Annotated in this window: 24 protein-coding genes; 7 read left to right on the top strand and 17 right to left on the bottom strand. The window is 47.9% G+C overall.

What is annotated here, in order from left to right; genetic code table 11:
* Positions 1–41: 41 nt before the first annotated feature.
* The gene (gene tyrS, locus NZM01_01490) at positions 42–1,247 is read left to right on the top strand and encodes a tyrosine--tRNA ligase (GenBank protein MCS6958706.1); all 1,206 of its coding nucleotides are present in this window, start codon (positions 42–44) and stop codon (positions 1,245–1,247) included.
* Here the strand turns inward: tyrS and cysS are convergent.
* The 3 genes from cysS to NZM01_01475 are packed head-to-tail and all read right to left on the bottom strand — an operon-like array spanning position 1,244 to position 3,662.
* Complete coding sequence (gene cysS, locus NZM01_01485; GenBank protein ID MCS6958705.1) at positions 1,244–2,752, bottom strand: cysteine--tRNA ligase; 1,509 nt, start codon at positions 2,750–2,752, stop codon at positions 1,244–1,246. The genes tyrS and cysS overlap by 4 nt on opposite strands.
* Before the next feature lie 11 nt (positions 2,753–2,763).
* Positions 2,764–3,276, bottom strand: a complete 513-nt coding sequence (locus NZM01_01480; protein MCS6958704.1) for a (2Fe-2S) ferredoxin domain-containing protein — start codon at positions 3,274–3,276, stop codon at positions 2,764–2,766.
* Positions 3,277–3,278: 2 nt separating this feature from the next.
* Positions 3,279–3,662 carry a DUF3450 domain-containing protein gene (locus tag NZM01_01475; protein MCS6958703.1) on the bottom strand — a complete coding sequence of 128 codons (384 nt, stop codon included), beginning with the start codon at positions 3,660–3,662 and terminating at the stop codon, positions 3,279–3,281.
* A 49-nt stretch (positions 3,663–3,711) separates the two neighbouring features.
* Between NZM01_01475 and NZM01_01470 the strand changes: the two genes are divergently transcribed.
* The 3 genes from NZM01_01470 to purB are packed head-to-tail and all read left to right on the top strand — an operon-like array spanning position 3,712 to position 9,526.
* A complete protein-coding gene (locus NZM01_01470; GenBank protein MCS6958702.1) occupies positions 3,712–5,337 on the top strand; it encodes an ABC transporter ATP-binding protein in 1,626 nt (541 codons plus the stop codon).
* Positions 5,338–5,396: 59 nt separating this feature from the next.
* Complete coding sequence (ileS, locus tag NZM01_01465; protein ID MCS6958701.1) at positions 5,397–8,207, top strand: isoleucine--tRNA ligase; 2,811 nt, start codon at positions 5,397–5,399, stop codon at positions 8,205–8,207.
* 23 nt (positions 8,208–8,230) lie between these two features.
* The gene (purB, locus tag NZM01_01460; protein MCS6958700.1) at positions 8,231–9,526 is read left to right on the top strand and encodes an adenylosuccinate lyase; all 1,296 of its coding nucleotides are present in this window, start codon (positions 8,231–8,233) and stop codon (positions 9,524–9,526) included.
* Here the strand turns inward: purB and cimA are convergent.
* Positions 9,494–11,095: a citramalate synthase gene (cimA, locus tag NZM01_01455; GenBank protein ID MCS6958699.1), complete on the bottom strand. Its 1,602-nt coding sequence runs from the start codon at positions 11,093–11,095 to the stop codon at positions 9,494–9,496. The two genes, purB and cimA, sit on opposite strands and share 33 nt — an antisense overlap.
* Positions 11,096–11,275: 180 nt before the next feature.
* Here cimA and NZM01_01450 point away from each other — a divergent pair, with 180 nt between their 5' ends.
* Genes NZM01_01450 through NZM01_01440 form a run of 3 tightly spaced genes read left to right on the top strand, consistent with a single transcriptional unit; the run spans position 11,276 to position 12,221 of the window.
* Complete coding sequence (locus NZM01_01450) at positions 11,276–11,473, top strand: DUF2997 domain-containing protein (protein ID MCS6958698.1); 198 nt, start codon at positions 11,276–11,278, stop codon at positions 11,471–11,473.
* Between the two features lie 18 nt (positions 11,474–11,491).
* Positions 11,492–11,875: a DUF1257 domain-containing protein gene (locus NZM01_01445; GenBank protein MCS6958697.1), complete on the top strand. Its 384-nt coding sequence runs from the start codon at positions 11,492–11,494 to the stop codon at positions 11,873–11,875.
* The gene (locus NZM01_01440; protein MCS6958696.1) at positions 11,868–12,221 is read left to right on the top strand and encodes a ferredoxin; all 354 of its coding nucleotides are present in this window, start codon (positions 11,868–11,870) and stop codon (positions 12,219–12,221) included. The genes NZM01_01445 and NZM01_01440 overlap by 8 nt, the downstream gene beginning before the upstream one ends.
* Here the strand turns inward: NZM01_01440 and NZM01_01435 are convergent.
* From NZM01_01435 to NZM01_01375, 13 genes are all read right to left on the bottom strand, one after another.
* A complete protein-coding gene (locus tag NZM01_01435) occupies positions 12,218–13,039 on the bottom strand; it encodes a hypothetical protein (GenBank protein ID MCS6958695.1) in 822 nt (273 codons plus the stop codon). The genes NZM01_01440 and NZM01_01435 overlap by 4 nt on opposite strands.
* 42 nt (positions 13,040–13,081) lie before the next feature.
* Positions 13,082–13,900 carry a nitrate ABC transporter ATP-binding protein gene (locus NZM01_01430; protein ID MCS6958694.1) on the bottom strand — a complete coding sequence of 273 codons (819 nt, stop codon included), beginning with the start codon at positions 13,898–13,900 and terminating at the stop codon, positions 13,082–13,084.
* A 39-nt stretch (positions 13,901–13,939) separates the two neighbouring features.
* Positions 13,940–15,922 carry a nitrate ABC transporter ATP-binding protein gene (locus NZM01_01425; GenBank protein MCS6958693.1) on the bottom strand — a complete coding sequence of 661 codons (1,983 nt, stop codon included), beginning with the start codon at positions 15,920–15,922 and terminating at the stop codon, positions 13,940–13,942.
* A 10-nt stretch (positions 15,923–15,932) separates the two neighbouring features.
* Entirely contained in the window at positions 15,933–16,769 is an 837-nt protein-coding gene (gene ntrB, locus NZM01_01420) for a nitrate ABC transporter permease (GenBank protein MCS6958692.1), read from the bottom strand.
* A 17-nt stretch (positions 16,770–16,786) separates the two neighbouring features.
* Positions 16,787–16,987 (bottom strand): hypothetical protein, encoded by a 201-nt coding sequence (locus NZM01_01415; GenBank protein ID MCS6958691.1) that lies wholly within the window; start codon positions 16,985–16,987, stop codon positions 16,787–16,789.
* A 2-nt stretch (positions 16,988–16,989) separates the two neighbouring features.
* On the bottom strand, positions 16,990–18,339 hold the full coding sequence (locus NZM01_01410) for an ABC transporter substrate-binding protein (protein ID MCS6958690.1): 1,350 nt from the start codon (positions 18,337–18,339) through the stop codon (positions 16,990–16,992).
* 145 nt (positions 18,340–18,484) lie between these two features.
* Positions 18,485–18,871 carry a fluoride efflux transporter CrcB gene (gene crcB / locus NZM01_01405; GenBank protein ID MCS6958689.1) on the bottom strand — a complete coding sequence of 129 codons (387 nt, stop codon included), beginning with the start codon at positions 18,869–18,871 and terminating at the stop codon, positions 18,485–18,487.
* Positions 18,861–19,247 carry a CrcB family protein gene (locus NZM01_01400; protein ID MCS6958688.1) on the bottom strand — a complete coding sequence of 129 codons (387 nt, stop codon included), beginning with the start codon at positions 19,245–19,247 and terminating at the stop codon, positions 18,861–18,863. Before NZM01_01400 ends, crcB begins: the two co-directional genes overlap by 11 nt.
* 2 nt (positions 19,248–19,249) lie before the next feature.
* Positions 19,250–19,483: an HNH endonuclease gene (locus NZM01_01395; GenBank protein MCS6958687.1), complete on the bottom strand. Its 234-nt coding sequence runs from the start codon at positions 19,481–19,483 to the stop codon at positions 19,250–19,252.
* Entirely contained in the window at positions 19,480–19,806 is a 327-nt protein-coding gene (locus NZM01_01390) for a hypothetical protein (GenBank protein ID MCS6958686.1), read from the bottom strand. Before NZM01_01390 ends, NZM01_01395 begins: the two co-directional genes overlap by 4 nt.
* Positions 19,807–19,871: 65 nt before the next feature.
* The gene (locus NZM01_01385) at positions 19,872–20,066 is read right to left on the bottom strand and encodes a hypothetical protein (protein ID MCS6958685.1); all 195 of its coding nucleotides are present in this window, start codon (positions 20,064–20,066) and stop codon (positions 19,872–19,874) included.
* Positions 20,067–20,212: 146 nt separating this feature from the next.
* The gene (locus tag NZM01_01380) at positions 20,213–22,627 is read right to left on the bottom strand and encodes a dynamin family protein (GenBank protein ID MCS6958684.1); all 2,415 of its coding nucleotides are present in this window, start codon (positions 22,625–22,627) and stop codon (positions 20,213–20,215) included.
* Positions 22,628–22,687: 60 nt separating this feature from the next.
* Positions 22,688–23,854: an LL-diaminopimelate aminotransferase gene (locus NZM01_01375; GenBank protein ID MCS6958683.1), complete on the bottom strand. Its 1,167-nt coding sequence runs from the start codon at positions 23,852–23,854 to the stop codon at positions 22,688–22,690.
* Between the last annotated feature and the right edge of the window lie 12 nt (positions 23,855–23,866).

Below are 23,866 nucleotides of genomic sequence, written 5' to 3'. Positions count from 1 at the left end.
CGACTAGTTTGCAAACCAAAGACAAGTGATGCAGTGTATTTATGCTAAGTGTAGGGGAAATTGATAGACTTTTACAACACGGAGTGGCAGAGATTTTTCCTAGCAGTGGCACCCAGGAATTAAGGGATCGTCTTGCCCATCCCGATCGTCCTTTACGCGTCAAGTTAGGAATTGACCCAACAAGACCAGATTTACATCTAGGGCATGCGGTGGTACTCAACAAGATGCGGCAATTTCAGAATGCAGGTCACACAGCAGTTTTGATTATTGGTGATTTTACTGCCCAGATTGGCGACCCCACAGGCAAGTCAGAAATGCGTCCGCGGTTGAGCAAAGAAGAGGTGGAATATAACGCTAAGACTTATTTTGAACAGGCAAGTAGGATTTTGGATTTTACTACTCCAGGCAGGTTAGAAGTCAGATTTAACAGCGAGTGGTTAGCCAGTCTTGACCTGTCGGTTGTGATTAATCTTTTAGCGAGTATGACAGTAGGACAGATGCTAGCGAAAGAAGATTTTGGGGAAAGATATAGACAGGGTACACCTATTTATCTCCATGAATTTCTTTATCCTTTGTTACAGGGGTATGATTCTGTTGTTGTGCAGTCGGACATTGAATTGGGGGGAACAGACCAGAAATTTAACATTTTAGTGGGTAGAGATTTGCAGACTAAGAATGGTCAGGGGGGGCAGTTTGGGCTGCTGTTGCCTTTGTTAGTGGGGTTAGATGGGGAAAAGAAGATGTCCAAATCGGCAGATAACTATGTCGGTTTGACGGAAGACCCCCTCTCTATGTATTCCAAGTTGGAGAAAGTCCCCGATCACTTGGTGGACAGCTACTTTGAGTTATTGACAGATATTGACCCCCACACTCTTCCCCCTGACCCCAGGCAGAAACAAAAACGCTTGGCATTGGAAATTGTCAGTATCTACCACGGACGCGATCGGGCTTTGCAGGCACAGCAGGATGCGGAAAAAATTGTCCTACAAGGTAGCACAGCTAATTTAGAGTCTGTACCTGAGTTTTCTCTGGGAGACCTCAAATTCCCTATGCCTCTGTTCTACCTTTTGAAAGCTACGGGTTTATGTAAGAGCAACAATGAAGCTCACAATCAAATAGGTAACGGTGCAGTTAGAATAGACGGAGAGAAAATGACTGACCCCCACTATACCTGGCAAACACCAGAGGAATTAGCTAATAAAGTTCTGCAGGTAGGAAGGAAGAAGTTCCTAAAGCTAGTACCCTAGTCTTTGTATTTCCACTTCGTCACTCCCCCGGGTAGGTCGATCAGCTCAATTCCCTTCTCCCGTAGCTCATTTCTAATTCGATCAGCTTCCTGATAATTTTTCTGTTTTTTCGCTTCTCTGCGCTGGGCAATCAATTGTTCGATCGTTTCTTCTGTAATTCCTAGCTGTTTGTGCTTATCAATCGGCTCAACGAAGCTGGCCGAAGTCGGTTGCTGGGGTGGTATGTAGTCTCTGATCTGAGGGGGCGGTGCCAGACCAAGGACATCACAGAGAGTATAAAACGTCTGCCAAATTGATTTCAGCTCCTTCTGGTCATAGTGCGGTTGGCTACCATGGGTGACTAGGTTTCTCTCTTTCTTCAAGGTCTTAGCCAAGTCAAAGACAACAGATAGTGCCATTGGTGTGTTGAAGTCATCATCCATAGCCGATTGAAATTCTGCTAAGTAAGTCTGATTAAGTGGTTGGTCTTCTTCGTCCACTAACGTAGGAAAATCATCGGCAAAGGTTAGCCCCCCTGCCAACAACTGCCAGGACTTACTCGCACTAGCTATCGCTTCTTCCGTGAAATCGATCGGTTGTCTGTAGTGGGCCTGCAAGATGAACAACCGCAAAGCCATGGGATGATAGTATTCCAGCAGGGAGCGGATAGTTTTGAAGTTGCCTAGGGATTTGGACATCTTTTCGCCACTGATGTTGACAAAACCGTTGTGCATCCAGTATTTAGCCAGGGGAGCACCTGTAGCTGCCTCCGATTGAGCAATTTCGTTTTCGTGGTGGGGAAATTGTAAGTCTGCTCCCCCTGCGTGAATATCGATCGTTTCTCCTAAACAGCTCTTTACCATAGCTGAGCACTCGATATGCCAGCCCGGTCTACCTTTGCCCCAGGGAGACTCCCAAAAAGGTTCACCAGGTTTAGCTAATTTCCAGAGGGCGAAATCGAAGGGGTAACGTTTCAGAGGCTCATCCTCCACTCTGCCACTAGCACCAGCTTGCATACTGTCCAATGTGCGATGGGATAACTTGCCATAGCTAGGGAATTTCTGGACTGCATAATAGACATCTCCACCAGCTTCGTAGGCAATGTCTTTTTCTATAAGAGACTGAATCAGCTCGATCATCTGGGGTATATGTTCTGTGGCACGGGGATAACGATCGGCAGGCTTTATGTTTAACTTTGCCATGTCCTCGTTGTAGGCTTGGATGTAACGATCGGTTATCTCTGTAAAATCCACGGCTCGTGAGCCTCGCCGAACGACTCCTTCTGTCTGTGCTCGCTTAATAATTTTGTCATCTATGTCAGTAATGTTTTGCACATAGCAGACCTGATAACCGGAAAACTCCAAGTACCTCCTTACAACATCCCAAACTACATAGGCACGGGCATGACCAAGATGGCAAAAGTCATACACCGTTACCCCGCAGACATACATCTTCACCTTCCCCGGCTCTAGGGGGACAAATTCCTCCTTCTGCCTTGTCAGACTATTGAATAAACGTAGACTCACTGCTTGCCTCTCTACTGTAAACTTTCGTTGATAAGGTTGACGATCGGTGTGACATCTTGCACATTAGTAAATGACTGCTTAAGGGGCATAACTGTTGCATTGGGACCAGTTTTACATCGTTTCATACAGCCGGTCGGCTTGATTGTCACTGCAGTCCCTAGCTGTCTTTGCAGTTCTCCTATCAATTGATTGCTGCCCTTGCATTCCTGACACACTAATACTTTGATAGCTACCTTTGTTTTCCTGTCTTCCGTGTCAGCTGTAGTAGTTTGCTGTTTGTCAATCTCGATCGCTTTCCTCTTTGTGATCCCCTTCTTCCAATCAAAACATTCCGTGACAGTGGTAACCACATCATCACCCACCTGCAAGGTCTTGTAGTAGTGCAGTCGCTCTTCCTTGGGAATTTTAATAATGTATTCACCCTTGTCTGTTAGTAAGCGAAAGTATTTCAGTTTGTAACCATCGAGGGTTGTGAACCCCAAAAACTTCCCCTGATAAGTAACTGTGGTTGTCTCTGCCTTCATTTCTACATCCCTCTTACGATCGCCAATACGACGCCTGCAATAATTGCTACACAAGCACCCACAATCAGACTGGAGGCTAAATTCACTAGTTTGTCTGAGCCCTTCTGGTATGTTTCTATACGCTCGTTCCACCTCCTTACTTCATTAATCAATTCCCCTAGGTCAGTTTCTACACGGGTTAGTCTATCTTCCACGCGCGTCAAGCGTTCTTCCTGCACTCGTAATTCCGCCCGCTGAGTTTCTAACTCCTGGCGTTGGGAACTAACTTCTGCAGTTAGTTGGTCAACTCTCGTAGTTAGATTGTCAACTCTTGCTGTCAATTGGTCGACCGTGCGAACCAACCGATCGAGGGTATCTATAATCCTCTGCTCTGTTTCAGGGGTCATAATTGGCTACAATAACATAGTCAAATCCTATCACATTTTAGCCAGCTCTATGCTTCTAGACGTACAAAATCTTGCCATTGCCTTTGATGGCAAAACAGTTGTCCAGGATTTGTCTTTCAGCCTCGATCGGGGGGAATCCCTGGGAATTGTGGGGGAATCGGGGTCTGGTAAGTCCGCAACAGCACTAGCAATTATGGGACTGCTGCCAGCTAATGGAAAAGTAGTGGCAGGTAGCATAGAGTTGGATGGGACCAATCTTTTGACCGCCAAGGAAAACTATCGGGGCAAGAGAATCGGGATGATCTTTCAAGAGCCAATGAGTTCTCTCAATCCCCTATTTACTTGTGGTTATCAGATTAGAGAGGCAATTTTACAGCACCAAAATGTAACTGCTAGACAGGCAGAAGAGCAGGTAATTTCTCTCTTACAAGAAGTGCAGTTGCCTGCTAGTTTTGCTAAACGTTATCCTCACCAGATTTCTGGTGGTCAAGTACAGCGAGTGATGATTGCCATGGCTTTGGCGGGTAATCCTGACCTCTTGATTGCCGATGAACCCACTACTGCCTTGGATGTGACTGTGCAAGCAACGATCTTGGAATTGCTGAATAATCTACGCCGTTCCCGATCGATGTCTTTGATCTTCATTAGCCATGACCTGGGTGTGGTGAAACAAGTGAGTGATAAATTGGTGGTTATGTACCGCGGTCGTTGTGTAGAGAGTGGCACAACCCAAGAAGTGTTTAATAAACCTCGCCATCCTTACACTAGGGGTCTGCTCGCCTGTCGTCCCCGTCCCCATCTGCGTCTTCTGTATTTACCAACTGTGCAGGACTATATGACAGAAACAGCCGACGGCAAAATTATTCCCAAAATACCCGATAATCCTTTGCTCGGTGTGCCTGCGCCTGCCTATGAGATGCCAGCAGGAATTGCTCCCCTCCTGCAGGTGGAAGGACTGAGTGTTAGTTACATAAAACAAACCTATGCTCTGGAAGATGTGGGCTTTGAGGTTTTCCCTGGGGAAACTCTGGGGATTGTAGGGGAATCAGGCAGCGGTAAGACAACTCTAGCAAGGGCGATCGTCGGTCTTATTTCTCCCCAACGGGGCAAGATCATTTTTCAAAATCAGCTACTAGGTAAATCCAGACCCCGATCGGTAAGAAGACAGATGCAGATGGTCTTTCAAGACCCGGTGGGTTCCCTCAATCCCAAAATGACGATCGGGGCTGCCCTGGAAGAACCCTTAATCATCCATGGTGTTTATCGCACAAGGGAGGAAAGAAGAGGAGCAGTAGTTGAATTATTACGCAAGGTAGGACTAGATGCAGACGCTATGTCCCGCTATCCCCATGCCTTTTCAGGGGGACAGAAACAACGGATTTCCATCGCCAGGGCTTTGATTCTCCGCCCAAGCTTGGTCATTGCTGATGAGGCTGTTTCGGCGCTGGATGTATCAGTGCAAGCCCAAGTCCTGAATCTGTTAAAGTCTCTGCAAAAAGAATTCCAGCTCACCTATATTTTCATCTCCCATGATTTGAGTGTGGTGAAATTCATGAGCGATCGGATGGTGGTTATGTGCGGCGGCAGGATTGTAGAACAGGGCTTAGCTGACCAAATCTATCAACAACCCCAAGCGGAATATACCCGCCAGCTACTCCGATCGATTCCTGCCTAAAGAATGGCAATCTCCTGTACAATCAGACATAATTCCTTAACAGTGGCCAAAGACTACCCATGACTACTACCCACGACTACAAAGATACGGTTAATTTGCCTCAGACAGAATTCCCCATGCGGGCTAATGCCGTGGAGCGGGAGCCCCAAATTCAACAGTTCTGGCAAGAACATCGTATCTATGAAAGTCTGGCTAGCTCCAACCCAGGGGAAAAGTTTGTCCTCCATGACGGACCGCCCTACGCTAATGGTAGTCTGCACATGGGTCATGCTCTCAATAAGATTTTGAAAGATATTATCAATCGCTATCATATCTTGCGAAGGCGTAAGGTCAACTATGTCTTGGGTTGGGATTGTCATGGGCTACCGATCGAGTTGAAGGTTTTGCAAAATATCAAGCCAGAGGAGAGAAAGAAATTAACTCCCCTACAGATCAGACAAAAAGCGAAGGAATTTGCCTTAAGTACGGTGGCAGAGCAGGCGGCAGGCTTTAAGCGCTGGGGGGTGTGGGGGGATTACGAAAATCCCTATCTCACCTTGACTCCTGAGTATGAGGCTGCCCAAATTGGTGTGTTCGGGGCGATGGTGCTCAAGGGCTATATCTATCGGGGTTTGAAGCCTGTCTATTGGTCGCCTAGTTCACAGACGGCTTTGGCGGAAGCGGAGTTGGAATACCCTGAAGGTCACACTTCCCCCAGTATCTATGTGGCTTTTCCTGTGGTGAAGGATGAACGGGGGCTGTTACCGACAGATAAACCTGCCTATGCTGTTATTTGGACGACTACTCCCTGGACAATTCCTGCCAATTTGGCTATCTCTGTCAATCCTAGTCTTTCTTACAGTTTGGTGGCGGAGGGGGAGCGCTATCTCATCCTGGCCACGGACTTGTTGACCAGTTTGCAACAGAAGTTAGAACGGTCTTTAGCGGTTGTCTGCCAGTTTGTAGGGAAGGATTTGGAGGGAATAATTTGTCGGCATCCCCTGTTTGACCGATCGAGTCCCATTATCTGCGGTAATCACGTGACGGCGGAGTCGGGGACGGGTTTGGTGCATACAGCCCCTGGGCATGGGCAGGATGACTTTGTGGTGGGGAACAAGTATCACTTGGGGGTGCTGTCGCCGGTGGATGACTATGGGGTGTTTACGGCGGAGGCAGGGCAGTTTGCGGGTTTGGCGGTGTTGGGGGATGGTAACCGAGCGGTGATTGCTGCTCTGCAGGAGAAGGGAGTTTTATTGAAAGAAGAACCCTATGTGCACAAGTATCCCTATGACTGGCGGACGAAAAAACCAGTAATCCTAAGAGCCACAAAACAGTGGTTTGCTTCTGTGGATGGGTTTAGGGAGCAGGCATTAAGAGCAATCAAAGGAGTGAAATGGATTCCTCCTGTAGGTGAAAACCGCATTACGGCTATGGTGCAGGAGCGATCGGATTGGTGTATTTCCCGCCAGCGGGCTTGGGGTGTGCCCATTCCTGTCTTTTATGACAAGGAGACGGAAGAGTATCTGTTAAATGAAGAGACGATCGCTCATATTCAAAACATCTTTCGGGAGCGGGGGTCGGATGCCTGGTGGGAACTCTCGGTAGCCGAGTTGCTGCCTGAGAAATACAGAAAAGATGCCGATCGCTATCGCAAGGGGACGGACACCATGGATGTGTGGTTTGATTCGGGGTCTTCCTGGGCGGCGGTGGCAAAACAAAGACCGGAGTTGAGTTATCCTGCTGATTTGTATTTGGAAGGTTCTGACCAACATCGGGGCTGGTTTCAGTCTTCTTTGTTGACTTCTGTGGCGGTGCACGACCAGGCTCCCTACAAGGCTGTCCTCACCCATGGGTTCGTCTTGGATGAAAAGGGACAAAAGATGAGTAAGTCCTTGGGCAATGTGATTGACCCTATGGTCATCATTAACGGTGGTAAGGATAAGAAGCAAGAGCCTGCCTACGGTGCGGATGTCCTGCGTTTGTGGGTAGCTAGTGTGGATTACACTAGTGATGTACCGATCGGTAAAACTATTCTTGCCCAGATTGCGGATGTCAGTCGCAAGATTAGGAATACGGCACGGTTTTTGCTATCTAATCTCTATGATTTTCAACCGCAGCAAGATAGTGTGAAGTATGAGGAGCTGGAGGAAATCGATCGGTATCTCCTCCATGTCATCTATACAGTAGGACAAGAAATCACCCATGCCTTCGACAGTTTTCAGTTTTATCGCTTCTTCCAGACGATGCAGAATTTCTGTACGGTGGATTTATCTAGTTTCTATCTGGATGTGGCAAAGGACCGTTTGTATATTCGTGCGCCCAAGTCCCGTCTGCGTCGTGCTTGTCAAACTGTCCTAGCAGCAGCCCTGGAATTAGTGACAAAGGGAATTGCCCCTGTCCTATGTCATACCGCAGAAGATATTTGGCAGTATTATCCTTACCCTACTCCCACTAAGTCTGTCTTTCAAAGTGGTTGGTATGAGTTTCCGTCTGCCTGGTGTAATCCAGAGTTAAACGATCGGTGGACAAAGCTGCTCCATGTGCGGGGAGAGGTGAACAAGGTTTTGGAGGTGGCGCGCAATGAAAAGATGATTGGCTCTTCTTTGGAAGCAAAGGTGCTCCTGCAGGTACAGGATGAGGGATTGAAAGCAATTCTATCTAGCGTGGCAGAGGATTTGCGTTATCTGTTCATTACTTCCCAGGTGTATTTGGTGGAGGAAATGCCCCCTGTTCCCCATCAGTTGACCACAGAGGAGTTGACGATCGGTGTGGATCACGCGGAAGGGCAAAAGTGCGCCCGCTGCTGGAACTATTCTGTAAAGGTTGGTACGTTCCCTGAACATCCCACTCTCTGTGAACGCTGTGTGGAAGCCCTAGAGGCGCTACAATAGTAGGGTTGCGTTCCTAAACGGTGTTGATCGATCGTTATACTCTCCCTGCCATGGGGCAAATCTGGACAGAGTCCTACAAGTTCCAGACCTGGCTGGATGTGGAAATTGCTGTGTGTGAAGCGCAGGCGGAATTGGGCTATATCCCCCCCCAAGCGGTAGAGGAGATCAAGGCAAAGGCGAAGTTCGACCCCGATCGGATTGCAGCAATTGAAGCGGAGGTGCGCCACGATGTGATTGCCTTTTTAACGAACGTCAACGAGTATGTGGGGGACGCAGGCAGATATATTCACCTGGGGTTGACAAGCTCTGATGTCCTGGATACGGCTTTATCTTTGCAACTCACCCGCAGCTTGCAGTTGATTCTGGAGTTGGTGGAAAAGTTAATTCAAACTATCCGCTACCAAGCCCAACAACATCGCTACACCATCATGGCGGGCAGGACCCACGGGGTACAGGCAGAACCGATCACGTTTGGATTCAAATTGGCAGGCTGGCTAGCAGAGGTAATGCGGCAACGGGAACGCTTGGTCAATCTGAGCAAGATGATTGCCGTGGGGAAAATTTCCGGTGCAGTGGGGACCTACGCCAATGTGGACCCCCAGGTGGAAGCGATCGCCTGTCGCAAGTTGGGGTTGACTCCTGATTGTGCCTCTACCCAGGTGATCTCCCGCGATCGGCATGCGGAATTTGTGCAGGTGATGGCTTTGTTGGGTGCCACTATCGAACGCTTTGCCACGGAAATTCGCCATCTGCAACGTACTGATGTACTGGAAGTAGAGGAATATTTTGCTCCTGGTCAAAAGGGTTCGTCGGCGATGCCCCACAAACGGAATCCCGTCCGATCGGAGCGGCTGACAGGCATGGCGCGGATGCTCAGGGGCTATGCCCTCACAGCAGTGGAAAATGTGGCGCTGTGGCATGAACGGGATATATCTCACTCTGCCCCCGAACGGGTCATGTTGCCCGATTGCTGCATCCTCATTCACTTCATGCTCACGGAAATCATTGACCTCATCCAGAATCTGCAGGTCTATCCCGCCAACATGGAGCGCAATTTGTTTTGCTATGGGGGAGTGGTCTTCAGTCAACAGGTGTTACTAGCACTGGTGCAAAAGGGGATGAGCCGAGAGGACAGCTATCGCCTGGTGCAGAAGTATGCCCACCAAGCCTGGAACAATCCTGCAGGCAATTTCCGTGCCCTCATCAGTGCTGACCCGATCGTGCAGCAATACCTCACCCCCGCAGAACTGGACCACTGCTTTGACCCCACCGCTCACCTCAAGCACCTAGACACCATTTACCAGCGGCTGGGCATCTGAGAATTTTAACAAGCCGTACTCCAGGGATTCCACCAGGGCAATGCTGGAAGCAGCAATGATGTTGCAGGAGACTCCCACCGTCGTCCACCGATCGTTGCCATTACTGGATTCAATCAACACCCGTGTTTTTGCCCTTGTTCCGTCATTGCTGTTGAGGATACGCACCTTGTAGTCCGTGAGGTGAAACCGATCGATTTGGGGGTAAAACGCCACTAAAGCCTTCCGCAGGGCAGTATCGAGGGCAGAGACAGGACCATTCCCTTCCGCCGCTGTGAGGTGCTCTTCCCCCTTGACCACTACTTTCACTGTAGCCAGGGCTGTCAACTGACCGTTATGTTCCCCGTGACAATGGACATGGAAGTCCTCTAGGTAGAAGAAGTGGGGCCGACGATCGAGGGCTGAGCGCATCAACAACTCAAAACTGGCCTCCGCTGCCTCAAATTGGTAGCCCATCTGTTCTAGCTCCTTCATCTTGCGCAGGATCACCCGACAGGCCTCATCCCCCCGATCGAGGTCAAGACCAAAGGCGCGCGCCTTCGCCAACACATTACTCAACCCCGCCTGCTCCGAAATGACAATACGGCGATGATTCCCCACCGCTGCTGGTGGAATGTGTTCATAGGTGAGGGGATTGCGCTCCACAGCACTGACATGGACTCCTCCCTTATGGGCAAAGGCTGATAGACCTACAAAGGGTGCATGTTCATTGGGAGCTAAATTGGCAATTTCGCTGATCTCCCTTGCCGTGCTAGTCAACCCCATCATCTGCTCAGGCGTGATGCATTCATACCCCAACTTCAACTGCAAGATGGGCATTACCGAACACAAATTGGCATTGCCACAGCGCTCCCCATAGCCGTTGATTGTCCCCTGCACCATCCGACAGCCCGCCATAACCGCCCCGATCGTATTTGCCACCGCCACATCACAATCATTGTGGGTGTGAATACCAAGGGGAGTGCCAATCTCTAGGGAGTCGAGGAATTGCTGCACTTGGGAAACGATCGTGGTCACCTCCTGGGGCAACGTCCCGCCATTGGTATCACAGAGTACCAGCCATTCCGCTCCACTCACCGCCGCCGTTTTCAAAGTTGCCAGGGCATAGTCGGGATTGCGTTTGTAGCCATCAAACCAATGTTCCGCATCGTAAATCACCCTGCGTCCCTGACTGCGCAAAAAACCGATCGTGTCCCCAATCATTGCTAAATTTTCTTCCAGGGTGGTGCGCAACCCCTCCGTCACATGTAAATCCCAAGACTTGCCAAAAATCGTTATCCACTCCGTCTGAGCTGCCAAAATAGGGACAAACATGGGGTCACTGCTAGCTTGGCCACCGGCCCTACGGGTAGCACAAAAAGCGACCAGCCGACTGTGGCGTAACCCCTCCCCCCGCAAACGCTGGAAAAACTCCTCATCCTTGGGATTAGCCCCAGGCCACCCCCCCTCAATAAAATCAACCCCTAAGCGATCGAGGAGACGAGCAATTTTTAACTTGTCTTCCACCGACAGAGCTAACCCCTCCGTCTGCGCCCCATCCCGCAAAGTTGTATCGTAAATGGTAATTTTCATGGCAACCAGACAACCTCACCACCCATTCTATCGCTCTTCCCTTAGACTAACCTAGAGTTATCCCACAGGCAAAAATAGAGCTGTATCAATGCTTAGGGCAAATTACTAAGATTTGTAAATTTCTTGACGGCACAGGGATTATTAAGAGAAACTACTAAGTAATTGAGCACTTACTAGAACATGGAGACTCTGGAATTCATTATTCATCCTGACGGCAGGGTGGAAGAGAGGGTAACAGGCATTGTTGGCTCTACCTGCGAGGCGGTCACCGCTGCCATCGAGGAGAAGCTAGGGTCTGTTATCGCCAGAGAGTTAACGTCTGAGCATTTTGCCCAGCAAGTCACCTTAACAGAAGTGCAAACAGTTAGTCAATGGTAGCAAGACAGGAAATTGCCTATGTCCCACTTCACACACATTAAGACGCAGATTCGTCACTTAGAACCGCTACAGCAAGCCCTCACTGACCTAGGCATCCAATGGAAGCAAGGGGAGACAGTGCGCGGCTATCAAGGTACGACCGATCGGGCGGAAGTCGTCATTCCCCAGGCAAACGGTTATGATATTGGCTTTCGCTGGAACGGCAAGGAATATGCCTTGGTTGCTGACCTGCAGTATTGGCAACAGCCTTGGACAGTGGAAAGTTTCCTGCAAAAAGTTACCCAGCGCTACGCTCTGCAAACTGTGAAAAGCGAAGCCCTCAAGCAAGGGTTTACTCTGACGGAACAACAGAACCTGGAAACGGGGGCAGTGCGGGTAGTCCTGCAACGCTGGCATGGATAGAACGGGCTTTGAACCAGAACTGGGTGGTGCTCTGCGGCAAAAATACGTCTATGTCGATGAGTCCACCTGTATTGGCTGTGGTCACTGTGCCTACGTTGCGCGCAATACCTTCTTTCTGGAAGAAGACTACGGCAGGGCAAGGGTGATCAACCAGACGGGAGATAACGTGGCTTTGATTCAAGAAGCGATCGATACTTGCCCTGTAGACTGTATTGCCTGGGTGAATGAGCGGGAGCTAGCTCTCCTAGAAGAACGGCGTAAACACCAGGTCATTCCTAACATTGGTTTGGTAGGAGATAATGCCAGACGGGGGCACAGGGCAACCTGGAATGTAGACCTGCTCTAGGGATTACAAAACGGACAAAATTGGGGGTCAGCCTGAGCTGGGGTGACTCTTTCTTCCTTGGTATAGGAACAGGAAAGACAGCCATACACAATGGCAGCAGTTTGCTGGGTAGGTGTGCCACACCAGGCACAGGGTAGACCAGGACGGTGTTCGACAACGTCAAAACCAGGGCAGTTACAGGCGGGGCAGTGAGATTGTAATTTGCGGACTAGCTTTTCGGTGGCTTGGGCAATATTCTGCATCCGCGTAGGGTTAAACATCGCCCGCATATCAGTTTCTATATGTACTTTTGTCTGCTGCTGCCAAACTTCAGTAACAACTCTTTTCAATACCTCCCAATCAGTGATGCCTTTGGTGATCCGATCGGCAATGACCACTAGTCCATGCTCAGGAAAGCCTACCTTTTCGGCAAATTCCTCCACCTCTCGCCAAGTTTTTGCCTGGCAGTGATTAAAATTTGTGTTAGTAGAAACTTCTTCCGCCCAAATATAGATGTCCTGTCGTCGATCGTAGAGTACCACTACCTCCCGATTACAGGCAAGCAGGGGAATAGCAGGGTGGGGGAAAAAGCTGCCCTCACTGGCAATCGCTAGGGGATGGTCACAGAGGTCTAAAACCGATCTGGCTTTTAATTTAGCGGTTTCCAGCTGGTTGTGGGGGCGGGGGATGTCGCGGGTAAAGGTGCCAAACCGATCGGTGTCAAAATTGGCGATCGTACAGCATTGAATCCCGATTTCAGCTAGCAGCGGAGCAATTACCTTTTCCTTGTGGTGCATGGTGGCCACAACAGCGGTCTGTCCTTGCCAGTTGCTGGTCATTTCCCCCTTTAAGATGCTGGTCAGGTCTGTTATTATACCTGGCTATTCAGCATGGGCAAAGCGATTGTATAGGAAGTCCAAAATGTAGTTTCTCAAACTGTAGTAGGTGGGGTCTTCCATAATTTGGGTACGATCGCGAGGACGGGCAAAGGGAATAGTGACAATCTCCCCAATGGTGGCAGCGGGTCCGTTGGTCATCATTACTAGGCGATCGGCGAGAAACAGAGCTTCATCAATGTCGTGAGTAATCATCAACACTGTACAGTCCTGTTCTTGCCAGATTTGCAGGAGTTCCTCTTGTAACTCTTCTTTAGTGATGGCATCAAGAGCACCAAAGGGTTCATCTAAAATCAGCACCTGGGGACGGATAGCGAGAGCACGGGCAATTGCTACCCTTTGTTTCATACCACCAGAAATCTGGCTAGGCTTTTTCTCCATTGCCTCCAGCAGACCCACCATGGCTAGGTGATGGCGAACGATCTCTTCTTTTTCTACTAACGATCGGTTTTTATAGACTTCATCTACGGCTAAAAAGACATTTTCATAGACTGTCAACCAGGGCAGCAGGGCATAGTTTTGAAACACAACCATCCGATCGGGACCTGGTTTGGTCACCCGTTTTCCTTCTACACGCACTTCCCCTGTGGTGGGTTGCACAAAGCCTGAGACCATCCCCAACAAAGTTGATTTGCCACAACCAGAGTGACCAATGACACAGATGAATTCTCCCTGGGCGATGGATAGGTTTATATCTTTCAACACCACGTAATCCCCTTTGGGGGTGGGATAGACTTTACTGACATCGGTAAAGGTGACGAAAGACTGTTGGGGGTCGAGGCCTGGGGGGGCAGCAACATCCATAGTTACAGTTTGCATCATTTTTCTTCCTGCCATGAATAACTACACAGTTAAGGGAATTTCAGCAATGGTGAAATCACGCTTGATTGCTAGGCTGTTGAGATAACTCAAGGGGTCATCAGTAGTAAAAGTAGAACCATCGAATAGTTGAATGGGACCGCGACTGTAGGAAATGTCTGCTAGCCCCAGTTCCCTGGCAGCCGTACTAAAAACATCCACACGGCAAATTTTCTCCATCACTTCCACCCAATTTCTGGGAAAGGGAACAATTCCCCACCTTGCCATCTGGGCTATGTGCCAGAGTTGTTCTGTACGACTAGGACGATTGACACTAGTGCCAAAAAACTGATGGTGGGCGTATTGCCGTAGGGGTTTGTCCAAACTACAAGCTGCTTGATTGGGATTACTCAGGTGAATGTATTGGCTGGGCATACCCACATATTCGCGGCGGGCTAGGATTTGTTCAATTTCGGTGGCATTGTTGGGGTCAGCGCAATATTTGCCTGCTTCCAAGAGTGCCTTCACTAGGGCGATATGGGTGTTGGGATAAGCTTTTGCCCATTCCTCCCGTACTCCCAAAACCTTGCCAGGGTGACCATTCCAAATCTCCAGGTCAGTGGCAACAACAAAGCCAATCCCTTCCATGGTGGCACGGAAATTCCAGGGTTCGCCCACACAAAAGCCATCAATACTGCCAGCTTTCAAATCCACAATCATCTGAGCAGGGGGGATATTTTTCAACACCACATCCCGATCGGGGTCGATGCCGCCGCTAGCTAACCAATACCTAAGTAAGAGATTGTGCATGGAAGAAGGATGAACAACTCCCATGCGATGAACTTGCGGGTTCTCCTGCAGATAAGTGTGGAATTCCTGCAAGGAATAAATGCCTTGGTCGTAGAAGGATTTACCCAGGGTGATAGCATTGCCATTGCGCGTCATAGTCAGAGCTGTAACCACTTGGGTCAATTTCCCTGCTCCCCCCAAAGTTAACCAAGCTGGCATCCCAGAGGGCATCTGAGCCGCATCTAGGTAGCCTTCCACCATGCCATCGACAATCCCCCGCCAACTGGTCTCTCGCACTAGATTGACCTCATCCAAGCCATGTTTAGCAAAAAAGCCTTTTTCTTTCGCCACGGCTAGAGGGGCACAGGCAGTAAGAGGCACAAAGCCAATTTCCAGGTTAACCTTTTCCAGTCCGTGACGCGATAATACTGCTACTCTGCGGGCATTGAGTTTTTTCACCCGTTTTTGTTGATTTAGGAAGTAGAACATTTCACTGCGCAGGGCATAGTAACTGGGGTGATTGACTACCTCCAAGCGCTTGCGGGGACGGGGAATATCCACTTCCAAAATCTGCCCAATTTTAGACCCAGGTCCATTGGTGAGCATGACAATCCGATCGGAGAGGAGCACCGCTTCATCCACGTCGTGGGTGACCATCACGGCTGTAATTTGGTTCTCTTCACAGATGCGTAGGAGTTGTTCTTGCAAATTCCCCCTCGTCAAGGCATCCAGAGCGCCAAAAGGTTCATCGAGTAACAGCAACTTCGGTCGGACTGCCAATGCCCGCGCGATCGCTACTCTTTGTTTCATTCCCCCTGATAGATGGGCAGGGATTTTATCTGCCGCATGCTCCAGACCCACTAACTGAATGTGATGGCGAATAATCTCTTCCTTTTCTTTCTTGCTCAACCCCGCATGGACTTCATCTACTGCCAGAGCAACGTTTTCCCACACTGTTAACCAGGGCAAGAGGGAGTAATTTTGGAAGACCACCATCTTGTCCGGTCCAGGACTGCGCACTGTCTGACCTTCCAGCAAAACCACACCCTCGGACGGACGATCGAGACCCGCTATCATGTTCAGCAAAGTGGACTTACCACAGCCCGAGTGCCCAATGAGGGAAATAAATTCACCTCTCCTAATCTCCAAATCAATCCCTTTAAGGGCGAGATACTCATTGCCACCACTGAGGGGAAAACGTTTAACAATCCCTTCTGCTTTTACCAAGGTTTGCACCATCTTTTATCTCCTATTTTTCTGGAACAATCAATTTTTGTAAGAAGGACACCAACCGATCGAGGATTAACCCCACAGCCCCGATGTAAATCACTGCCACAATGATCTCACTGACATAGTTTTGCTGATAGGCATCCCAAATGAAGAAACCAATGCCCACAATCCCCGACATCACAATTTCAGCAGCAATAATCGCGAGCCAAGCTAACCCGATCGCTATTCTCAGTCCTGTAAAGATATAGGGCAGAGCGGCAGGGAAGAGAATCTTGGTGAAAAACTTGTAATTAGACAGTCTCAACACCCGTTTAACATTGATGTAATCCTGGGGAATTTGTCTCACTCCCTCTGCGGTATTGATTAGGATAGGCCACACTGCTGTGATAAAGATAACAAAAATTGCTGCCGGTTGGTTATTTTGCAAAGCTACAAGGGCGATCGGTACCCACGCCAACGGAGCAATCATGCGTAAAAACTGGAAGATAGGATCAAGGGCTTTGCTGACTAACGGTTGCAGACCAACCAGAATTCCCATGCTGATGCCCACGATCGCTGCCAGAGAATACCCCTTCGCTACTCTAGTCAGACTGGCCAGTGTTTGTAAAGCTAAGCCCTTGTCCAAGCCACCGCGGTCATAGAAAGGATACAGAATCAGAGTCCTAGCCCGTTCATCTAGCCAGATATTGATGGGACCAGGCAGTCTGGTTAAGCCAGAAGAAGAAAATAACTGCCAAACTATGAGAAAGCCAAGAATGCCAACCATGGGGGGGACAATATTACCAGCGTTTTTGCGCCAGAAAGTAGCAAGAAAATTGCCATTATTGGCGGAACCGCGATACTGTGTTGTTGCCATAACTTACTCCTATAAAACTAATACAAAAAAGAAAACGACTCCAAACTTTGCCAAGGGGCTAGGGGGACTAAATTCTGCTGAGCGTAATAGTTCCACAACAAAACTACTAAAGGCAGAAAGAAAGAACAAATAGGTAAATCTGTAGACGGCAATCGGCGTAACCTGCGACTTTTGCGATCGAGGTAGAAGAATTCCGCCTGGGTTCTACTCCGCCCCATGGCTATACCCTTTTGATCGCTAGACTTTTTAGGTAGGCTTCAGGGTCAGCGGGATCAAAAACTTTACCGTCAAAGAGTTTTTCTACACCCCTGGAATCACTCGTGGGTATGTCGGTCACTCCCAGTTCCTTAGCTGCCTCTACCCACAAGTCGGCGCGATTGACCCGATCGATTAGGGCTTTCGCCATGGCAAAATCTTTGATCTTGCCACCATGGAAATTCCATCTAATTGTCTCTGTCAAAAACCATAACTCATGGCTCTTGTAGGGATAAGAAACACTACCTAACCCATCCTTCCAGAAAAGTGGGCCCGCTTTGAAATCATCGATCTTTGGTTGATCATCTCCCATGTCATACTTACCTTGCAAAGGTGGCGTGAGCACATCCGCGGGGACATTGAAGAAATTCCTAGCTGCGAGAATTTGGACAGCTTCTGGGCGATTGTTAGGGTCATCCAACCATTGTTGTGCTTCCATCACGGCTTTGAGAATGGCTTTGGTAGCCTTAGGATGCTTGTCCACCCAGTCAGCACGGATGGCTAAATATTCCTCTGGATGGAATTCCCAGATTTGTTCCGTTAGAGCTGCCATGAAGCCAATCTTATCTGAAACTATGCGGTAGGGCCAGGGGTCACCTGTACTAAAGGCATCCATCGTGCCATTGCGCATTCCCTGTACTGTTTCTGCCGCTGGTACCGTCAATAACTCAATATCTTTATCGGGGTCAACACCACCTGCAGCAAACCAATAACGAATCCATATCTCTTGGTTAGCGTTGGGAAACGTATGGGCTGCCTTAAATTTACGACCATTAGTTTTAGCATAGCCTTTGATATAATCTGCCGCCTTACTGACATCTAGGTTTAGCCCCTTCCCTTTGTGGATACCCGCTACGGCAATTCCATTTCCTTGGGTACTGGTCTGCAACAGGACATACATCGGTACTTTGTTGCCATTAGTGATAATCCCCTCAGTGATCAAATGGGGCATAGGTATCTGCCACTGACCACCATCGATCCCGCCCCCCGCAGAACCGAGAACGACATTATCCCGCGCCGCTGCCCAACTGGCTTGCTTAGCCACTTCCACTTCCGTCATGCCATGCTTGGCAAAGAAACCCTTTTCCTGGGCAATGATCAGAGGGGCTGCCTCCAAAATAGGAATGTACCCCAACTTAATCTTAGTAGTCTCCGGTGGTTCACCAACTGGACCTCCCCCTGCTGCTGTTGTTGTAGGCGTAGCAGTAGGAGCATTGGTGGTAGGCGGATTCCCCGGACAACCCTTCAACAAGATTGACCCGATCGCTGTGGTAGCAAAAGTGCCAATAAATCGCCTACGCGAAGTGCTCGACATAACACTCAACTCCCTTCAGTTATGAATTTGCGCCCAATCCTTATAGACTTCCATCTATTCAGGCTAAGCTAAGCATATAATGCAGTCTATGAAGTTGTAAATATCAGGTACCCTCAATGTTTCTTATGAGTGTGTTCAGGTTTACTTATGAGAGAAGTTGAGCTAGGGCGATGCCCAACTCCACACTTAGCAGTCCTCCCAAGGGTGTGCCTAGTCCATAGAGGAAAACTTTTCGCCACTTGCCAGTTTGGCTGAGGTAAAAAAGGTCAAGGATATAGGTGGAAAAGGTAGTGTAGGAGCCGACAAAGCCCGCAATCGTTATTTCGTTTAACCACTGGTTGGTTGGTAGAGAAGGCAGGAGAGGGGCAAGAAAGCCCATCAGGAATGCACCAGAAATATTAATTAAAAGAGTACCTAGGGGAAAATCAAAATTTACCTTTTCTGCTACAAATAGAGTGAGATAGTAACGACTCAAGGCACCAGGAATTGCTCCTATAACCACCCAAAGGGGTAAAAATTCGTTAGTTGTCATCAATTTGTTTTTGCAGTTTGTTGCGGATATAGTTGCCTAGATTGAACCCCTGGTGCAAGCTCAGGTAGCCCAGTATCAAGCTCCCTCCCCAGTAGAGTAAATCTTGGGAAAAATCCCGTGCCAATAACAATTTGACACTGTCCAATTCATAGCTAGAAAAGGTTGTATAGGAGCCAAGAAAACCAGGGATGAGGGTCAATCTTAAATCCAAACGCCCCATAGTAAGAGGCACTAGTAGTCCCAGACAAAAGCAGCCAGTGGTGTTAACAATTAGGGTATTCCAGGGCACATGCCCGATCGTTTTCAGCAGGTAATAACGACAGAGGGAACCACTGATCGCGCCCAGGGCAATAGCTACTACAGGGCGGTTAAGCATAACTAATATTCTGTCCAGTAGCGCCGAAACCGTGGGTCATACCGATCGTTTTTACGAGCATTACAGCTGAGACAGAGAGTTTGTAAATTACTTATGTCATTAGTGCCACCTTTAGCTAGAGGAATGATGTGGTCGATAGTTAAATCTTTAGTTGCACCACAACTGCAACAGCGATAGTTATCTCTTTGGAAAACATATTGCCTCACTGCCTCAGGAATAGGCACTCTAGGGGTCATAGGGAATCACGCAACTCATCTAGGGGAGATTCAGGTTCATCAGGTTCAAACCACATATTGATCTTAATCTTACCTCTGACCCAGCCCCGTGGATCTCCTGGAATCAATTTTTCGCAGCAAATTCCTAGCTCCTTTATAATTAAATACTTATTGTAATTAATTGTGTTCCAAATCTTCCAAGTTATGGATTTTCCTTCAAATATGTAACTTTGCCAGTAATAATCAATTTGATTCACCATATTCAAGTAGTTTTCTTTCCCGACTTCACCGTATTCTTCTGGATTTACTAAACGAATCAGAGCTTGTGGTTCTAATCCTTCCATGCTACACCTCTGACTGGGTCTCCGTTATTTTAACATGTATCTTACAGTTCCTCCAATAACTCCGGTCATAGAGACTGGCGAATATCTTCTAGAGGAGAATCTGGTTCATCAGGTTCAAATTCAATTACTACTTTTGCTTTAATCTTCCCTTGCCGCCACCCCGGATCTCCAATCCGCAAAACTTCACACACTAAACCTAAACCCATGACATACTCTCGGAAGTCATCAGGCAAATAATATTCAATAATTCGTTTAGACATTTTCTTAAACTCAAAGATAGTATCAATTTCATCACTTAGCATTCTGCTTATGCTCCTATTGTAGTCTTGTTTGTTAAAATTCGGCAGATTGATATTCACAGACTGATCCAAGAGTTTGAAGCGCACCAAATCTGTAGGCTGTAGATTCATTCCTCACCTCCCGTAGAAGTTTCAGTGGACTCAAACTCATCTAGAGAAATTAGTGGTAGCTGTTTCCGATCGAGTTGCAGGGCTTGTAGGCAGGCATTTATCCCACTCACCGCTGCATTGTAAGTGTCAACCTTTGCTAGTATTTCCTGTTGTAACTTACGATTAGCCTCTAGTTTTTCTTGAACTTCTTTATCCAGGGTCTGTTCTAAATAACTCCTAGCCCGATCGTAATAATTTAGTATTTGGTGGGGGTACTCTTGGGCATGCTTAAGGATGTGATCATTGAGGGTTTGATTGATTGTTTGCCTATAGGTTCTTTTAATCGTGTCCCCAACTTTCTGCTCAAAATCCATCTTTAGAAGTTGCTTAATAGCTGGTTCAGCCTCAATCATACTATCGAAGTCAAAACTGCGACAGGACTGCTGTAAAACCGATCGTAGTTGCCATACAGTAGCTGTATATATCTCTGGTCGCTCTCTTACGTACCGATCGCATTCCGTCTTTGCCTCATTTTCAATAGCAATTTCTACCCTCTGTTGCAACTGCCTTAGCTCTGCTTCTATACCCCCGTCATTACCCAGCAAGCGATAAATTTCTTTGTAATAGTCCTGTTTCTGAACAGCATCAATTAACTGGTCAAAAAAGTTAGCAACAACCCGGCGGGAATACTCTACCAAAACTACCTCTAGTTCATTAGCTAAGTAATAGAAAGCCTCCACTAAAATACCCATGACAGGCACAGTGGAATTGCGGGGATGACTAGCTTGGGCACGGCGATGGACATCGGCTACAGAAAAGTTAGCTAATAACTCATCTAAACGCGCCACCATAGCCGCTTGCAGTGCACGGTAATCTTTTTCGTAGCTGGTATTTAACTCGCTAGCAACAGCTTTATTTAGCTCCTCTTGTAAGTGTTTGCTATAGGCTAGACCGATCGATTGTAACTGCTGACCGATTTTACCCAGCTCCTGGGACTTCATTGTTTCTGCTTCCTGGGGCTGGCTTGTCACTCCTTGGTATTGTTCTAAACAGTGCTTTTGTAACGCAATGCAGAGAGGCTGCAAGTCGTCAGCTAAATTGATAAACAGTAACGGTCTTTTTTCCTCCCTTAAATAACGAATAACTGCTTCCCTAAATTGCTCTATACCACTGTCCCAGATTAGTTGCTGTAACAAAGGTGTACCCCATTCCTGCAAAATCCTGACATAATTTTCATTGCCAGTCTCATAGCTGCGTACATCCACCCGAAACGAACTAGGTAGTTTGCCAGAATTGGCACAGTAATTCAAAAAAGCATAAACAAATTGGGGCGTTTCTTCTTTGCCCCCTTCCCCCTTCACACTTTCTGCAAATACCGAATCTAAACCAAACCGATCGTGATAGCTAGTATTTTGCACAAGCTTACCGTAGAACCCTAATAAGCCACTAGTGGTGTAGACCCTAGGTAAGTTACGGAAATCACTGTTGATTAAGCGCTCCAATCTCTGCCTTAGTTGAGTGTTATACCAAGTTTCATCAACACGATTAAAGACATAGAAGACCCGATCGCGGATATTAGGATTTGCCTTGGTTTTTTCTAGTAATTCCGTTTCCGGTGCGGTTAGCTCCCCTGCAGAAGCAGATTTAAGGACACAGACAACTGCTGATACATCGGGGTCTTCAATTTTTCTAAATGTTATCTGGGTATCTTCCTTGACAGGGGCATCAATACCAGGAGTGTCAATAATTACATTCCCATCTTCTAACATGGGGTCATGACAGTAATACTCTATCTTTTTGAGCACAGAACTGTTGACACCACGGCGCGCGTAGTTAGCTGCTTCCTGTAAACTAGAAAAGTTCAGTTTATCCATGGCAAAAATAGAATTGCTCTCGGGTTGTATGCGCTCCCGATTGGCTAGATAACCCTTGATTAAAAGTTGTAAGGCATTAGCTCGTTTCGCTTTCTCTGATTGATTTTCTCCCCCCGCCTGCCTGATAATTTCCTTCGCTTCTAGTTGTAATCTTTCTAAACTGTCATCACTGTGCAGATTTACCCCCCCTGGTATACCCAATTCTTGACATAGAGCTTCTACTAAGTTCTTGATCTCTTTTTCGCTTAAAAATGTCAAAACTACCCGTTCCCGATCGGGGCTTTCGGCATAGGCAATCCGACATTCTGTACCTGTGGCATGCCCTTCAGCACTGTAGAGTAACTCCCGCCCCAACAGAGCGTTGATGAGCATAGACTTGCCTGCACTGAAAGCACCAGCAAACACCACCTCAAAACTAGTACTAGTAATTTTGCGCAAAGAAGCCTGCACCATGGTTGTGTCTGTATGACGCAGTGTCGGCTCTTGTTTGAGTAAGTCCAGTATTTTTTGCGTGTTGTCGGCAAGCTTGGCACAGGCAGGAATGAGTAATTGCACCATAAGTAGCTCGATCGGGGGGGGACAACACAAATCTAACAGAGTCAGTTAGCAAAAGCAATATTAATAGAGTGAGAAAACTGGTAACCGATCGATAACTTCTTGTAGTGTTTCTATGGGGTGAACGAGGGCAAAGCGGACAAATCCTTCCCCCTGTTTACCAAAGCCTGCACCGGGAGATAGAGCAATTCCCTGTTCCCAAATTAATTGCCGACAGAATTCCATAGAATTGGCATGGGGAATTTTCGCCCATAGATACATAGTAGCCTTGGGTTTTTGTACTTGCCAGCCAATCCGTTGCAGAGCATCCACCATAAAATCCCGCCGTTTTTGCAACTCCAATACTGATTGCTTAACTACAATTTCATCACTGGTAAGGGCAGTAATTGCTCCCCGTAAGATACCTTGGTACTGATTAAAATCGACTACAGCTTTAATCTGTCTTAAGGCACTGATTAACTGGGAATTACCAATAGCAAATCCCACCCGAAATCCCCCCATATTGTAGGACTTAGAGAGGGTGAAAAACTCGATCGTTACTGATTTATCGGGGTCGGCTTGCAACATAGCAGGGGCAACATAGCCATCGAAGACAATATCCATGTAGGGGAAATCATGAATTAACCACAGTCCGTATCTCTGGCAAAACTCAACGGCAGAGCGAAAGAAATCCATATCCGCAATGGCGGTGGTAGGATTATGGGGGTAACTCAAAATCATCAGCTTTGCCTGCTGTAAAACCGAGGGGGGAATTGCTCCTAGGTCGGGTAAAAAATTGAACTCCGATCGGAGAGGCATCCCCCAGGGCACACCACCAGCCAAATACACTCCACCGTAGTGAGACGGATAACCAGGGTCAAGCACCAAGGCATAGTCACCAGGATTCAAAAGAGCCAGGGGCAAATGGGCTGTCCCTTCCTGGGAGCCAATGAGGGGAAGTACTTCCGTTTCAGGGTCAACTTGGATACCAAATCTCTGCTCAAACCACTGCGCCACTGCCTCCCGAAAATATTTGGTCTGCCCAAACAAGACATAGCCATGGGTGCTAGTATCCTGCAAAGCCGCAGCGATCGCTGCCAGAATAACAGGATGGGTGGGCAAGTCCGCTGAACCCAGGGAGAGGTCAATTAAAGGCTTTCCCTGTCGTAGTCTCTCTTGTTTAACTTGGTCGATCGTGGCAAATACGTTTCCCCCTAAAAAAGCCAGCCGATCGGCAAACAATTTCGCCATAAGAAATCCATC

The sequence above is a fragment of the Pseudanabaenaceae cyanobacterium SKYG29 genome (genome assembly GCA_025055675.1).
Classification (GTDB): Bacteria; Cyanobacteriota; Cyanobacteriia; order Pseudanabaenales; family Pseudanabaenaceae; genus M5B4.
The sequence above is the reverse complement of the archived record's forward strand: the minus strand, read 5'-3'. Positions and strand labels throughout refer to the sequence as shown.